Here is a 13,675-nt window from a genome sequence, read left to right as displayed (position 1 = left end):
GGTGCGGCCCCGGATGCCCCTCCCACGGTACTCGCGGGAGCTCCCGGGAAACGTCGGCCAACATCCTCCTGGCGTCACCGCCCGCCCCCGCGCCGACACGGCGACCGGCACCCCACCCGGCGGAACACATCCCGCCCCGCCCCGCCGCCCCCGGCGGCCGCGGCCGGACAGGTCAGGCCCTGCGGGCCTCGGGGGCGGAGGTGTACAGGTCCTCGTCCAGGATGCCGCTCCTCGCGATGAGGTACGCGAGCTGGGCGCGGCTGCGGCTGCCCAGTTGTTCGGAGGCCTTGCGGACGTGGGTGGCCACGGTGCGGGCGCTCATGCCGAGGCGGCCGGCGATGGTCTCGTCGGTGTAGCCGTTCACCATCAGGTGCAGGACCGCCCGGCGGGTCTCGTCGGTGAGCAGGGGCGGGCGGTGTTCCGTCGGGGTGTGCCGCAGCGGGGCGGCACGTTCCCATGACTTGTCGAAGATGCCGACGAGGTAGCGGATCATCCCGGGGTGCTCGATGACCAGGGCGAGCTGCTGGCGTTCCTCGCCCGGGTCGGGGACGAAGGCGATCTTCCGGTCGCACACGATCAGCCGGTCGAACACCTCGTCCAGGGTGCGGACTTCGGCGCCCGCGACCGAGATCTGCTCGACGTAGGCGAGCGTCGGCCCGTGGGAGCGGACGGTGTGCTGGTAGATGGTGCGCTGGCGGATGCCGCGCTCCAGGGCCGCCACGTCGCTGGCGAGGGCCTTCTCCAGGAGCTCCGCCGGTCGGCCGCCGCCGGGCTGGGCGGTCAGCAGTTCCTCCTTGCAGGACTGCACGACGGAGGACAGCGTGGCGCTGATGGCGTCCGCGCCGCTGATCGCACGGATGCCGGTGCCGGTCCCGGTGCCGGTGTGTGCGCGGTAGATCTCCTCCGCCTGGTGCATGGCGACCCGGGCCGCCGCCAGGGCGCGCTGCTTCTCCTCGATGTCCGTCTCCAGCGGGCGCATGACGGCGTTGGCCGCGAGGCCCGGTGGCAGGGCCATCAGCCGGCCGTCGGGCAGTTCCTGCAGGAGGCCCAGGTCGAGCAGGCACTGCGGGCACTCCTGCTCCGGGAGGTCGCCGCGGACGGCGGCCTCGTAGGAGGCCAGCCCCTCAGTACAGAGCTCGACAGATGGAACACGTACCCCTCTGTCCGGTTTCACGCACATTTGCCCATCCTTCAAGTCTCTGCATTGCGTGATCATGCTCCCGGATATCCCTGTTTTCGGCGAGAAGGCCAGCACATGATTCCTGTCACGGGCCGGAGAAACCCGGCCGTGCAGCACTCATCAGGGGGAACCAATGTTCAAGACGACTTTCCAGCAGCTCTTCGGTGCACTCGCCGTGACGGTTCTCGCGACTCTCGGCGTGGTCGCGAGCGGCGAATCCGCACCGCAGGAAGACGTCGTCACCGTCGCCCTGAAGAGCGACTCGCAGTGGGGCTGACCGGGCGGGCCTGCACCCTGCCCCGTCCCTGGATCATTAATTTCTAGTTACAGGAGAGACATGTCCGCCCTTCCCGTATCCGCACGGCCCCTGTCCGTCTTCGACGGGCTGGAGGAGCGCTTGGAAGACCTGAGGAGCTCGGGTCTGTACCGAGAATTCACCCCCTGCTCGTACCTGGCCGAGCAGCCCGGTCACGCGATGCACCGGGGAGCGCGCGTCCAGGTCTGGTGCACCAACGACTACCTGGGTATGAGTCAGAACACGCAGGTCATGGACGCTCAGGTCGCCTCGACCCTGCGGCACGGCACCGGCAACGGCGGCTCCCGCAACATCGCGGGCACCAGCGAGGCGCACGTCGCGCTGGAGACCCGACTGGCGGCCTGGCACGGAAAGTCGCGCGCCCTGATATTCACCAGCGGATACGTGGCCAACTTCGAAACCCTGACCACGCTGCTCGCGGCCGTACCGGACATGGTGGTCTTCTCGGACTCTCTCAACCACCGGTCGTTGATCGAGGGAATCCGCGCCTCCAAGAACCGGAGGCACATATTCCCGCACAACGATATCGACGCGCTGGACGAAATGCTGGGCCAGTACCCGGCGGAACAGCCGAAGTTGATCGTCTTTGAATCCGTCTACTCGATGGACGGCGACATCGCGCCGATCGCCGAGATCTGCGACCTGGCCGAGCGCCACCACGCCATGACCTATCTCGACGAAACGCACGCGATCGGTGTGAACGGCCCTTCCGGGGCCGGGATCTGTGAGGAGATCGGAGAACACCGACCGACATTCGTCCAAGGTGTCTTCGGAAAAGCCATCGGTACGACGGGCGGCTACGTCGCCGGCCCCGACACCGCCCTCGACTACGTCCGATCACACGCGCCCGGTTTCATCTTCACGACCACGATTCCCCGTTCGAGCCTGGACGCCACCCAGCGGAGCCTCGACGTCATCCAGGGCCCGGCGGGAGCCGAACTCCGCCTGAAACTGCGGGAGAACGCGGCGCTGATGCGCAGCCTCCTGCGCGAGGCCCGCATCGACTTCATCGACGCCCCCACCCACCTGGTCCCGGTGCTGGTCCCGGGCGGTGAGCGGGTCAAGAGGATCTCGCGCCGCCTCCTGGACGAGTACGGCATCTACGTCCAGCCCATCAACTTCCCGTCCGTGGCGAAGGGGGGCGAGCGCTTCCGGGTCACGGTCGCGCCGTTCCGTACCCGCGCGGACATCGAGGGATTCGTCCGCGCCCTGCGCGCCTGCCTCGACGACCTTCGATAGCGCAGTCGACAACTCCGCCATCCCCTTTTCATCGCACTTCAGCGCATCAAGGAGATCCGCTCATGCAGATCAAGGAAATCACCCCGTTCATCGGCTCGGAGCTGACCGGCGTCGGCTACGAGGACCTCCAGGACCCCGAACTCTTCGCCCGGCTCGTCGACATCGTGCACCGGCGCGAACTGGTGGTCGTCCGTGGTCTCGACATCACCCCGGAGCAGCAGATCGAGCTGGCCTCCCGGATCGGCCGGCCCGTGCCGTTCCTCATGGCGAAGTACCGCCACCCCGACCACCCGGAGATCATGATCTCCTCCAACGCCATGAAGGCGAACCGCCCGGTCGGCGTCGCCCGCGTCGGCAACTTCTGGCACCAGGACTCCTCGTACATGAAGGACCCGGCGCCCTACACGATGCTGCACGGCGTCGACGTGCCCGGCACCAGCGGCCACACCCTGTACGCCAGCGCCCTCGACGTCTACGACCGCCTTCCCCAGGAGTGGAAGGAGAAGATCGCCGGCCGCACCGCCCTGCACACCGTGAGCAAGCGGCAGCGGATCTCGCCGGAGCACGTCGGCCTCTCCATCGCCGAGCTCAAGGCGCTGGTCGAGGCGGAGTACCCGCCGACCGAGCACCCGCTGGTCAAGCAGGACCCGGTCACCGGCCGCTCCTACCTCTACGGCGCCCCCGAGTACATGGACTCCGTCGTCGGCTTCGACGCCAACGAGAACGCCGAGTTCTTCGCCCTCATCGACCGGCTCATCCAGGACCCCGAGCACGTCTACACCCACCGCTGGACGACCAACGACCTGGTGGTGTGGAAGACGGCGACGACCTACCACGCGGCCACCACCGTCGAGCCCGGTGCCACGCGGACCGTGCACCGCGTGAGCATCGAAGAGGGCGAGAAGTGGGCGGCATAGCCGACTTCGACGTGTCCTTCCCGTCCGCGAGGGCCGATGTCCGCGTCATGTCCGCCTCCTCCGGCGTCCCCGCCGCGGACCTGGCCCGGATCACGCACTGCGAGACCTTCCCGGTGCTCGCGGACGGGGAGCAGGCCTGGGAACTCGCCCTGGCCGCCGCCCGGAAGGTCCTGGACCGGACGGGCGTGCCACCGGAGCGGATCCGGCAGGTCGTCTACGCCGGGTCCGGTGCGTGGGACCGCCCCTTCTGGTCGCCCGCGGCGAAGGTGGCCCACGCCCTCGGCATCGAAGGCGCCCACTGCTTCGAAGTGGCGAACTTCTGCAACGCGGGAATGACCGCCATCCGGCTCCTGTCCACCACGGGGGTCCTGGAGGAGAACACGTACGCGCTGGTCCTCGTCGGGGACCGGCTGAGCCGGATGGTTGACTACCGTGACCCGGATTCCAAGGCTCTGTTCAACTTCGGTGATGCGGCTGCGGCGGTGCTGCTGGGCGGCGGTCCGAGTCGTTTCCGTGTCGTGCACTCCGCCATGCGCACCGACGGCGGCTGGTCCGACTACTACGCGGGCGAGCTTGCCGAAGGCCGCGTTCTGATCCGGCGCGGCGAGCACCGCAAGGGCCTCGCGGACGCCTACGTACGGCACTTCACCGCCCTGGTGGACGAAACGCTGACCGCGCTCGGCATCACGCTGGACGACGTCTCCCACTTCCTCGTCAACCACGGCGACCGGGACATGCACCAGCGGCTGCTGGCCACCCTGGGCATCCCGGCCGCACGCAGCGTCTTCAACTACGACCGGCTGGCCCACATGGGCGGAGCGGACACCCTCATCGCCCTGAAGGACCTCGAACGCGGGGACCGGTTGCGCCACGGCGACCTGATCATGCTCGCCACCAGCGCCATGGGCTTCAGCTGGGGCATCACGACCTTGGAGTATCTCGGATGAAGATCCTCGTCATTCACCAGGTGCCGTACCGGAAGATCGGCTACGAGCGCGGCATCGACCACGACCGCCACCAGGTGACGTACATCGGCCACCCGCACCGGATGGCCGACCTCCCCGAGGCCCTGCCGGCCCGGCGGATCGTCCTCGACGCCGACGAGGACCTGGTCGCGGGCATCCGCGCCCGCACCTCGCCCGCCGACGGCTACGAGAAGGTGCTCGCGCTCTCCGAGTTCGGCATCATCGAGGCCTGCCACGTACGCGAGTACCTCGGCATCGCGGGTCCGGACCTCGCCGCCGTCGAGCGGGTCCGGGACAAGGTGCGGATGAAGGAGGCGCTGGCCGGCTCCGACCTGCGCCACCCCCGCTTCACCGCCGGGCCCGCGCCGGACGGCACGCTGCCGTGGACCGGCCGTACGGTCCTCAAGCCGCGCCAGGGCGCCTCCAGCGAGGACGTCACGATCCACGCGACGGCCCGCGAGGCGCTCGACGCCTACGAACAGCTCCCCCACGCCGATGAGTTCCAGCTGGAGGAGCACATCGACGGCGACATCCTGCACGCCGACGGGCTGGTGGAGGGCGGCCGCCTGGTCGATCTGGCGGTCAGCCGGTACGTCAACAAGCCCGTCGAGTACGCGCAGGGGTCACCGCTCGGCTCGCACCAGGAGCCGTGCACGCCCGCCCAGCGGGAACTGGCCGAGCGGGTCGTGGCGGTCCTCGGCATCGAGGAGGGCTGCGTCCACCTGGAGTTCTTCGAAACCCCCGGCGGCGAGCTGGTCTTCCTGGAGGTGGCCAACCGGGTCGGGGGCGCGGCAGTGGTGTCCACCCACGAGCTGCACACCGGCGTACACCTTCCCTCGCACGAGATCGCCGTCCGGCTCGGCCTGGAGCGGCCGGAGGCCGGCCCGCCCAGCGGCCGCCACCACGGCTGGATCGCCTTCCCCGGCCACCACCTGGCCGCCGACGGCGTACGGACGATCGACGTACCCGAGTGGATCAGGACCCATCCGTGCGTGGACGGACTGCACGTCCTCGCGCCGGAGCAGGAGACCCCGCGCCACATCACCTACCAGGAGTGGGAGGTGCCGGTGTTCATCGAGGCCTCCCACGCCGACGCGGGCGAACTGCGCCGTTTCCTCCAGGAGTGCGCCCGCGCGGTCTCCGTGCGCACCGCCCCGGCCGTTCGGGCGGCGGCATGAACGCGCCCGTCCGCACCACGCGGGTGATCACGCAGCGCCGCCGGCCTCGGGGCATGCCCGTGCCCGAGGACTTCGCCGAGGCCGAACTGCCCCTGGCCGCACCGGCCGCGGGACAGGCCGTGGTGGAGAACCTGTGGCTCTCCGTGGACCCGTACATGCGCGAGTGCATGGACGCGGAGTGGGAGCTCGGCGCCCCGCTGGAAGGCCGGTCCATCGGCCGGGTCGTGGAGTCGCGCAGCGCCGAACTGCCCGTCGGGGCCCTGGTGTTCCACCGGGAGGGATGGCGTACCCACGCCGTCGTGGCCGCGGCCGAGGTGCGGGTTCTGCCCCGCTACGAGGGCGTCGCCACGCAGTCCTTCCTCAGCCTGCTCGGCGGCACCGGCCTGACGGCCTACGTCGCCCTGACCCGCATCGCCCGGCTGCGGGCCGGCGAGACCGTGTACGTCTCCGCCGCCGCCGGCGGGGTCGGCACGGCCGCCGGCCGGCTGGCGCGGCTCCTGGGCGCCGACCGGGTCGTCGGCAGCGCCGGATCCCCGGCCAAGGTCCGGCTGCTCACCGAGGAACTCGGCTACGACGAGGCCTTCGACCACCGTGCCGGCCCCCCGCTGCCCGAGCAGCTGGCCCGGGTGGCCCCCGACGGCATCGACGTCTACGTCGACAACGTCGGCGGCGCGCACCTGGAGGCGGCGATCGGGGCGATGCGCGAGGACGGGCGGATCGCCTGGTGCGGAGCCATCGCGCAGTACAACGCGGGATCGGCCCCGGCGGCGCCCCGCAACCTCTTCGACCTCGTGGAGAAGAGCATCCGGCTGGAGGGCTTCCTCGTCTCCCGCCATCGCGACGCACAGGCGGAGCTGGAGGAGTTCCTCGTCCCGCACCTGCGCTCCGGCCGCGTCGCCGACCGGCTCCATGTCACCGAGGGCTTCGAGCGGACCGTCGAGGCCTTCCTCGGGATGCTGCGCGGCGAGAACACCGGCAAGGCAGTCGTACGGCTGGGCCACGACGACCCGGAGTCGTCCCCCGACCACACCCCCTGAGCGAGCGAGGGTTCCATGGCACACGTCCGTACCGGACTGCACATCAGCGTCGTGACGCTCGGCTCCGCCCACCGGATCTGCGCCATCTGGAGCGTACGGGGGACCGCGGCGGACGTGTGCGAGTTCCCCGGAGCCCTCCTGCTCCCGCGCCGGGGGGCGGAGCAGGACTGGGCCGTCGAGACGGCGCTGGCGGAGCTGGCGGCGCACGGGGCCGGTGACGGTCCCGTCTGCGTGGACCTCACCACGACGGCCGGCGGGATCGAACCGGCCGGCCTCCGCCCCGGACTGTGCGCCTCCGACCTGCTGGGTCTGGCGCGTACGGCGCTGGGCGAGGGCCAGCGCGAGTGGGCCGAACTGGCCCGCGCGGACCCGGCCGCCTTCCACGGCGCGGCCGCCCGGCCGTACGCGCTGCGCCGGCAGGCCGCGTGCCTGGTCACCCGGGACCCGGACGGTCCGCGCAGGGACGTGACGCTGCTGCACGCACGGCAGGACCGGGTCCTGCGCGACTACACGGTGGGGCTCCTGACGTCGGCCGGGACCACCGACGCCACCGCGGGCGACGAGACCCGCCCTTCCCATCCCAGGAGACAGTGATGCGCCCGACCATGGAACTGACAGCGGAACCGGCCGTACGAACGGTGCAGCCGCCCGCGCCGGACGGCGGGCCGGTGCCCTGGGAGCGGTACTTCTCCCGCGGCGCCCACGCCATGGTGCCCTCCGAGGTCCGCTCCCTCTTCAGCGTGGCGGCCCTGCCCGGCATCGTCTCGCTGGCCGGCGGCATGCCGGACGTCCGCGCCCTCCCGCAGGAGATCATGGCCGCGACGGTCGCCGACGTGGTGCGCGAACACGGCCCGACGGCGCTCCAGTACGGGGCGGCGCAGGGCGATCCGGGCCTGCGGGAAAGCATCTGCAACGTCATGGCGGTCGAGGGGATCACCGCCCGACCGGACGACGTCATGGTCACCGTGGGCTCCCAGCAGGCCCTGGACCTGCTGGTCCGGGTCCTGCTCGACCCCGGCGACACGGTCGTCGCCGAAGGCCCCACATACGTCACCGCACTCGGTACGTTCAAGGCCGCCGGCGCCCACGTGGTGCAGGTCGCCATGGACCGCGCCGGCGTGGTCCCGGACGAACTGGCCGCGACACTGCGCCGGCTGGCGGCCGAGGGGCGGCCCGCGAAGTTCTTCTACACCGTGCCCACCTTCCAGAACCCCACCGGCGCCACCCTCCCGGCGGGCCGCCGCGCGCGGATCCTGGAGGTCTGCCGCAGGGCCGGGGTCGTGGTGGTGGAGGACAACCCGTACGGCCTGCTGCACTACGACGGCGCGCCGTCGCGGGCCCTGTGCGCAGACGACCCCGAGCGGGTGGTCTACCTCGGTTCCTTCTCCAAGACGCTGGCGCCGGGCCTGCGGGTGGGCTGGGTCCACGCGCCCGCCGCCCTCACCCGCAAGCTGGTGCTCGCCGCCGAGAGCGCCATGCTCTCCCACTCGGCGCTCGCCCAGCTGACAGTGGACCGCTACCTGCGCACCCAGCCGTGGCAGGACCGGCTCGCCGGCTTCCGCGCGGGCTACCGCGCCCGGCGGGACGCCATGCTGCGCGCCCTCTCCGCCTCGATGCCCGCCGGGGTGTCGTGGACCGTGCCCGACGGCGGCTTCTTCATCTGGATGACGCTCCCCGAGGGCCTGGACTCCCGGGAACTGCTGCCCCACGCGCTGGCGGCGGGGGTCGCGTTCGTCCCCGGCACCGGCTTCTACGCGGACGGCCGGGGAGCCCGGCACCTGCGGCTCTCCTTCTCCTACCCGTCGGCGGAACAGATCGACGAGGGCGTCCGCCGGCTGGCCGCGGTGGTCACCGCGCGCCTCGAAGCACGGGGACGGCGATGAGACGTCCGGCAGCCACCCACACCTACGACGAGGACATGACCATGAGGCACTACCCCACCGACCTGCTGCTGGCCGTCGAACACGTCGAGCGCGCCCTCGCGTCCGGCGCCCTCGCCCCGCTCGACGCCCGGCTGCGGCAGGCCGGCGTCGCCGACCCGCTGCGCCGGTTTGACAGCGGGCGGCTCTTCGAAGGGCTGGACCGGCTGCTCGGCGGGGTCTGCCAGTACCCGTGGCAGCCGCTGACCGACAGCGACGACGTCCTTCAGCTGCACCCGGTGGGGACCGTCGTCCTCGACGACCGGCTGGCCGAGGCGACCCTGCGCGGCCTGCTGCTCGCGTGGGCCCTGGGCAACCGGGTGACGCTGCGCTCGGCGCGGCCGCAGCTGTGGGAGCAGGTCATGGCGGCGCTGCGGGAGGCCGGCGTTCCGCTGCCGGCGGGGCAGGTGACCGGACCCGGCGCCGCCGCGCCCGGGGATCCGCTGGCGGTTCCGGCGCTCCCGGCCGGCGCGGACCTCGCCGTGGACTGCCGGGCCGCCTGGACGCAGGGGCTGTTCCGGCTCCGGCACCTGCCGGGCACCTCCCTGGACCAGGCCCGCAGCGAGGACCATGACGAGCGCACGGGCCGGCTGGCGGCGCGCCTGCGCTACCTCGTCGCGCGCGCCCGGCGCACCCCGTACTACCGGGAGCTGCCCGACGTGGGCGCGGACGGCGACCTCACCCGGCTCCCCGTCCTGGAGAAGGCCGCGCTGGAGGCGCACTCGCTGCCCGCGAGCCGAGACCTGAGCAGCGGGGACCCCGCCACAGGAGAGGTGCTGCGCTCGGGCGCGACCAGCGGCGAGCCGCGCTACATCGTCTACTCGCGCACCGACTGGGAGAACATGGTCCGCGAGGCCGTCCCCATGCTGTACGCGTTGGGACTCGAACCCGGCGACCGCATCGTCAACACGCTGTTCGGCGGCGGCATGTACGGCGGGCTGACCACCACGTTCAGCGAGCTGTCCCGGATGCCCGTGGAGTCGTACGCGACCGCGCAGTTCGTGACCGTCGACGATCTGCTGATGCTCACCGGGCGCTTCGACGCCAACGTGATCCTCGGGATGCCCGCCCTCATCCTGCCGCTGCTGCGCGACGCCAAGAAGCGCCGCCCCGAGCTGCGCGTCGAGAAGGTGATCTACGGCGGCACCCCGATGACCGAGACCGACAAGACCTGGCTGCGCCAGGAGTTGGGCGCTCGCGTGGTCTCCAGCATCCTCGCCGCCAACGACGGTGCGCAGCTCGGCTACCAGTGCGGGTTCCTCGGCGGGACCGTGCACCACGTCAACGACGACTACAACCTCATCGAGGTCGTGGACGCGGCGGGCCGGCCGGTCCCGGAGGGGACCACGGGCGAGCTGCTGGTCACGGGCCTGCAGAAGTTCGAGGGCCCGCTGATCCGGTACCGCATCGGCGACATGGGCCGCACGTACGAGCACAGCTGCGCCTGCGGGGTGTCGGGGCGCGTGCTGGAGTACCTGGGCCGCTCCGACGGACTGGTCCGCTTCAAGGGCGAAACGGTGCTCTACGGCGAGGTCTTCGACGCCCTCGCCCCCTTCGGCGTCTCGCAGCTCCAGATCGAGGTGGCCACCGAGGGCAGCCGGGAGATCCTGACGCTGCGCACCGAGGCCCCCTGCCCGCCGGAACCCGAAGCCGTACGGGAGCTGCTGGTCAAGGAGTTCGCGGTGCTGGGCGGCTACCAGGACTTCGACGCCGCGCTGGACGCGTACGAGCTCAGGATCGACTGCCTCGCGGAGGGCGGGCTGCCGCGCAACGCAGTCAGCGGCAAGGTCAAGAACGTCATCGACCGCCGACTGGACGGGGTGCGGTGATGCTCAGGAACGACCGGGTCGCGCGCACCATGCTGGGCGTGATCACCCTCTCCAGCGTCGGTGTCGGCATCCACACGCTCGCCATGGGGCAGCTGCTGTACGGCCGTACCGGCAGCCCGGCCGCCTTCGCGTTCGTGCTGACCCTCCAGGGCGTGGCGGCCCTGTGCGTCCTGCCGGTGTGCGGTCCGCTGGTCGACGCCCTCGACTCCAAGCGGGTGTACGCGCTCTGCGGGCTGGGCCGGGCAGGTACCGTCGCGCTGATCGTGGGCGTCGCGGCCCTGATGCCGGGCAACGACGCGGTGCCCTGGATCGTGGCGGCGTCGGCGCTGCTGGCCGTCTTCGACAACGTCGAGCGGTCGGCGCTGTTCAAGCTGACCGCGCACCACGTGGCCCAGGACCACGCCACCCGCTTCAACAGCATGATCGGTGTGGCCTTCCAGGCCGGGGCGCTGAGCGGGATGGCCCTCCTCGGCCTGATCCTGACCTGGGGCACCGCCGAGCAGGCCCTGGCGATCGACGTCCTGATGTCGCTGTGCTGCGCCCTCATGGTGAGCCGGATGCGTCTGACGGCCGACGAGGGCAATCCGCCCGTCTCCGCGCGCCGGCTGGCCCGGGCCGTGGCGGGCACCGTGGGCGAGTGGCGGCGGATGCTGGTCCGCCACCGGGACGACCGGACCGTCTTCCTCATGATCGTGCTGTGCGGCGGGGACTTCCTCTTCGCCCAGGGCCTGAGCACCCTGGTCATCCCCCTGACCGCCGAGTTCCACGGGGGCCGGGGATGGTACGTGGCGGCGCTGGAGGCCACCTTCGCGGCCGGAATGATCAGCGCCTCGTTCCTGACCCGGTACCTCGTCTCGCAGCGCCTGCTGCCGGTGTGGCTGCTCGGCCAGGCCGCGGCGGCCGCCATGCTGGCGCTGAGCGGGACGGGCGCGGTCCACTTCGCCGCCTTCTTCCTGGCGGGATTCGCCAACCTCAACAGCCTCACCTGGCTGTTGACCTCGCTCCAGCAGTACGCGGCCGAGGGCGACAAGGCCAAGATGGCGTCACTGCGGCTGCTCGCCATCGGCCTGGGCACGGCGGCCCTCATGCCGGTCGTGGGCCACTTCGCCGCCGGCTCGCTCGGCGCCGGGTTCTGGAGCGTGGCGGCGACCATGACGCTCTTCGCGCTGGGCGGCCTCGTGGTGGCCCGCCACCACCGGCCGCGGACGACCACCGCAACGGAGGCGGGACCCGTACGGGGGGAGGCCCGGCCCTCGGCTGCGGTCGCGGTGGGCTGACCCGCCCGCCGCGCCGGCAGGCCCAGGTCACCGACCTGGGCCTGCCGTGTTCGTCGACCGCGTGCGCCCCGGCGGACGGAGGCCGCGGCCGCCGCCGCGCGCGCCCCGGCTCGCGTCGGCCGATGATGGGAGTACGGCCGAACACGCGGAGCTGACCATGACGGGGTGGCGTGTCAGGGACTACACCCAGGACGATCTCGAAGCGGTGCTCCGAGTCGACGCCGAGAGCGGCACGGCCGAAGAGTCACCGCTCTTTCCGCTCTCGGACACCGTGGCGGCCCTCCAGGCCCTCCACCCGGCGGTGGTGGCCACCGCGGACGAGGAGGTCGTCGGCGCTGCCGTGAGCAGGGTGGAGGGTGACCGGGCGTGGATCCTGCGCATCAGCATGGCGCCGGCCTGGCGGCACCGGGGGCTGGGCAGCGACCTGATCACGGCCCTCGAAGACCGGCTGTTCGCCGGTGGTGTCCGCACGGTCCACGCTGTCCTGCCCGACGGTGAGACCGGTGCCACCGCCCTGCACAACTGCGGCTTCGGCGCCCGGCCCGGCCTGGTCTTCTTCGAGAAGCGCGGGCGGGTGACCCCGCAGGCGGTCGGCATGCTCGCTTCGCTGGGCGCCGAGCTGCCGCCCGGGGGACTGTGGCGGAAGGTCGCGGGCATGCAGAAGGAGAAGGAGCTCATCGAGCGGCGCCTGGTCCTGCCACTGGCCCACCCCGAAATGGCCGCCCAGCACGGGGTGGAACTGCCGCGGGCGGTGATGCTGTTCGGCCCGCCCGGAACGGGCAAGAGCACGTTCGCGCACGCGATCGCCAGCCGTCTGGGATGGCCCTTCCTCGAACTGTTCCCCGCCCGGCTGGCCGCCGAGTACGGCCTGGCGAGCGGACTGAACCGGCGCTTCGACGAGATCGCCCGCCTCGATCACGTCCTGGTCTTCATCGACGAGGTGGAGGAGATCGCGGGGACCCGGAGCGGCGCGGACGCGACCGCCGTCGGCGTCGTCAACGAACTGCTCAAGGCGATCGTCCGGTTCCGGGGCCAGGACGGACGGCTGCTCGTCTGCGCCACGAACGACGTGACCACGCTCGACTCCGCGTTCCTGCGGCACGGCCGTTTCGACTACGTGCTGCCGATCGGCCCGCCCGACGACCGCGCGCGGACCGCGTTGTGGGAGAGCTATCTGACCCGGGCGGGCGCGGAGGCCGACAGCCAGGCGCTGGCGTCCGCCAGCGAGGGGTTCACTCCTGCCGACATCGCCCATGTCGCGCGCACCGTCTCCCAGGTCCAGTTCGAGCGCACCTTCGACACCGGAGCCCGGGCCCGCCCCACCACGGAGGACTACCTGCGCACGATCGGCGGCACCAGGCCCACGGTCAGCGCGGCCATGGCCCAGGAGTTCGCCCACCAGACCGAGAAGTTCGCCCGCATCTAGCGGTCGTCCCGTCGGTCACGCAGGTCCCGTCGATCCCGTCGATCCCGTCGATCCCGTCGATCATGCCGATCGCGCCGGGCCGTCGGCGCCCGGCACCGCCTGCGGGGTCCCTTCCTCCTCGGCCTCCATGTGCCGGATTCCCTCGTGGGTGAGAGTGACCATCGCGGGGGTGTTGCCGGGTTCCCAGTCGACGGTGATCAGTCCCTCGCCGGCCAGGTAGGTGCAGGCGGCGGCCAAGTCCTGTTCCGGCACGTGGAGGTCGCGCCGCAACTGCGATCCCGTGATGCCGAGGAGGCGGTTGCCTTCGACGGCTTCGTACAGGACCCGGAGCACCTGGTCGCGGTAGGTCTTGCGTTCGCGCAGCGTGGCCATGACCGCGTCCTTTCGTGTGG

The 13,675-nt window shown here is 71.7% G+C and carries 13 protein-coding genes; 11 read left to right on the top strand and 2 right to left on the bottom strand.

Going from position 1 to position 13,675, the window contains the following annotated elements; all coding sequences use genetic code 11:
* Nucleotides 1–172: 172 nt before the first annotated feature.
* Nucleotides 173–1,180, bottom strand: coding sequence for a LuxR C-terminal-related transcriptional regulator (locus OHA91_RS18455; RefSeq protein ID WP_328739633.1), 1,008 nt, complete (start codon nt 1,178–1,180; stop codon nt 173–175).
* Nucleotides 1,181–1,313: 133 nt separating this feature from the next.
* Between OHA91_RS18455 and OHA91_RS18450 the strand changes: the two genes are divergently transcribed.
* The 11 genes from OHA91_RS18450 to OHA91_RS18400 all read left to right on the top strand — a co-directional run bounded on the left by OHA91_RS18450 (nt 1,314) and on the right by OHA91_RS18400 (nt 13,283).
* The gene (locus tag OHA91_RS18450) at nt 1,314–1,457 is read left to right on the top strand and encodes a hypothetical protein (protein ID WP_158714849.1); all 144 of its coding nucleotides are present in this window, start codon (nt 1,314–1,316) and stop codon (nt 1,455–1,457) included.
* A 60-nt stretch (nt 1,458–1,517) separates the two neighbouring features.
* Nucleotides 1,518–2,735, top strand: coding sequence for a 5-aminolevulinate synthase (hemA, locus tag OHA91_RS18445; protein ID WP_031154779.1), 1,218 nt, complete (start codon nt 1,518–1,520; stop codon nt 2,733–2,735).
* 62 nt (nt 2,736–2,797) lie between these two features.
* Nucleotides 2,798–3,652, top strand: a complete 855-nt coding sequence (locus tag OHA91_RS18440; RefSeq protein ID WP_031154781.1) for a TauD/TfdA dioxygenase family protein — start codon at nt 2,798–2,800, stop codon at nt 3,650–3,652.
* Complete coding sequence (locus tag OHA91_RS18435; protein WP_031154783.1) at nt 3,640–4,599, top strand: 3-oxoacyl-ACP synthase III family protein; 960 nt, start codon at nt 3,640–3,642, stop codon at nt 4,597–4,599. The genes OHA91_RS18440 and OHA91_RS18435 overlap by 13 nt, the downstream gene beginning before the upstream one ends.
* On the top strand, nt 4,596–5,795 hold the full coding sequence (locus tag OHA91_RS18430; protein ID WP_328739632.1) for an ATP-grasp domain-containing protein: 1,200 nt from the start codon (nt 4,596–4,598) through the stop codon (nt 5,793–5,795). Before OHA91_RS18435 ends, OHA91_RS18430 begins: the two co-directional genes overlap by 4 nt.
* Complete coding sequence (locus OHA91_RS18425; protein ID WP_037633283.1) at nt 5,792–6,832, top strand: NADP-dependent oxidoreductase; 1,041 nt, start codon at nt 5,792–5,794, stop codon at nt 6,830–6,832. Before OHA91_RS18430 ends, OHA91_RS18425 begins: the two co-directional genes overlap by 4 nt.
* Nucleotides 6,833–6,847: 15 nt before the next feature.
* Nucleotides 6,848–7,426 carry a hypothetical protein gene (locus OHA91_RS18420; RefSeq protein ID WP_051893424.1) on the top strand — a complete coding sequence of 193 codons (579 nt, stop codon included), beginning with the start codon at nt 6,848–6,850 and terminating at the stop codon, nt 7,424–7,426.
* Nucleotides 7,426–8,715: an aminotransferase-like domain-containing protein gene (locus tag OHA91_RS18415; RefSeq protein ID WP_328739631.1), complete on the top strand. Its 1,290-nt coding sequence runs from the start codon at nt 7,426–7,428 to the stop codon at nt 8,713–8,715. Before OHA91_RS18420 ends, OHA91_RS18415 begins: the two co-directional genes overlap by 1 nt.
* Nucleotides 8,712–10,580 carry a phenylacetate--CoA ligase family protein gene (locus OHA91_RS18410; protein ID WP_245240209.1) on the top strand — a complete coding sequence of 623 codons (1,869 nt, stop codon included), beginning with the start codon at nt 8,712–8,714 and terminating at the stop codon, nt 10,578–10,580. Before OHA91_RS18415 ends, OHA91_RS18410 begins: the two co-directional genes overlap by 4 nt.
* A complete protein-coding gene (locus OHA91_RS18405) occupies nt 10,580–11,857 on the top strand; it encodes an MFS transporter (protein ID WP_031154796.1) in 1,278 nt (425 codons plus the stop codon). The genes OHA91_RS18410 and OHA91_RS18405 overlap by 1 nt, the downstream gene beginning before the upstream one ends.
* A 157-nt stretch (nt 11,858–12,014) precedes the next feature.
* Nucleotides 12,015–13,283 (top strand): ATP-binding protein, encoded by a 1,269-nt coding sequence (locus OHA91_RS18400; RefSeq protein ID WP_328739630.1) that lies wholly within the window; start codon nt 12,015–12,017, stop codon nt 13,281–13,283.
* A 60-nt stretch (nt 13,284–13,343) separates the two neighbouring features.
* Here the strand turns inward: OHA91_RS18400 and OHA91_RS18395 are convergent, their stop codons facing one another.
* Nucleotides 13,344–13,655, bottom strand: a complete 312-nt coding sequence (locus OHA91_RS18395) for a hypothetical protein (RefSeq protein WP_051893425.1) — start codon at nt 13,653–13,655, stop codon at nt 13,344–13,346.
* Between the last annotated feature and the right edge of the window lie 20 nt (nt 13,656–13,675).

Origin of the sequence: Streptomyces erythrochromogenes (assembly GCF_036170895.1) — a bacterium.
Classification (GTDB): domain Bacteria; phylum Actinomycetota; class Actinomycetes; order Streptomycetales; family Streptomycetaceae; genus Streptomyces; species Streptomyces erythrochromogenes.
The sequence above is the reverse complement of the archived record's forward strand: the minus strand, read 5'-3'. Positions and strand labels throughout refer to the sequence as shown.

What these genes read in the sequence shown, in the direction of transcription:
- OHA91_RS18455 (WP_328739633.1), bottom strand. Translation starts at nt 1,180, where the DNA reads ATGTGCGTGAAACCGGACAGAGGGGTACGTGTTCCATCTGTCGAGCTC.
- OHA91_RS18450 (WP_158714849.1), top strand. Translation starts at nt 1,314, where the DNA reads ATGTTCAAGACGACTTTCCAGCAGCTCTTCGGTGCACTCGCCGTGACG.
- hemA (WP_031154779.1), top strand. Translation starts at nt 1,518, where the DNA reads ATGTCCGCCCTTCCCGTATCCGCACGGCCCCTGTCCGTCTTCGACGGG.
- OHA91_RS18440 (WP_031154781.1), top strand. Translation starts at nt 2,798, where the DNA reads ATGCAGATCAAGGAAATCACCCCGTTCATCGGCTCGGAGCTGACCGGC.
- OHA91_RS18430 (WP_328739632.1), top strand. Translation starts at nt 4,596, where the DNA reads ATGAAGATCCTCGTCATTCACCAGGTGCCGTACCGGAAGATCGGCTAC.
- OHA91_RS18425 (WP_037633283.1), top strand. Translation starts at nt 5,792, where the DNA reads ATGAACGCGCCCGTCCGCACCACGCGGGTGATCACGCAGCGCCGCCGG.
- OHA91_RS18420 (WP_051893424.1), top strand. Translation starts at nt 6,848, where the DNA reads ATGGCACACGTCCGTACCGGACTGCACATCAGCGTCGTGACGCTCGGC.
- OHA91_RS18415 (WP_328739631.1), top strand. Translation starts at nt 7,426, where the DNA reads ATGCGCCCGACCATGGAACTGACAGCGGAACCGGCCGTACGAACGGTG.
- OHA91_RS18410 (WP_245240209.1), top strand. Translation starts at nt 8,712, where the DNA reads ATGAGACGTCCGGCAGCCACCCACACCTACGACGAGGACATGACCATG.
- OHA91_RS18405 (WP_031154796.1), top strand. Translation starts at nt 10,580, where the DNA reads ATGCTCAGGAACGACCGGGTCGCGCGCACCATGCTGGGCGTGATCACC.
- OHA91_RS18400 (WP_328739630.1), top strand. Translation starts at nt 12,015, where the DNA reads ATGACGGGGTGGCGTGTCAGGGACTACACCCAGGACGATCTCGAAGCG.
- OHA91_RS18395 (WP_051893425.1), bottom strand. Translation starts at nt 13,655, where the DNA reads ATGGCCACGCTGCGCGAACGCAAGACCTACCGCGACCAGGTGCTCCGG.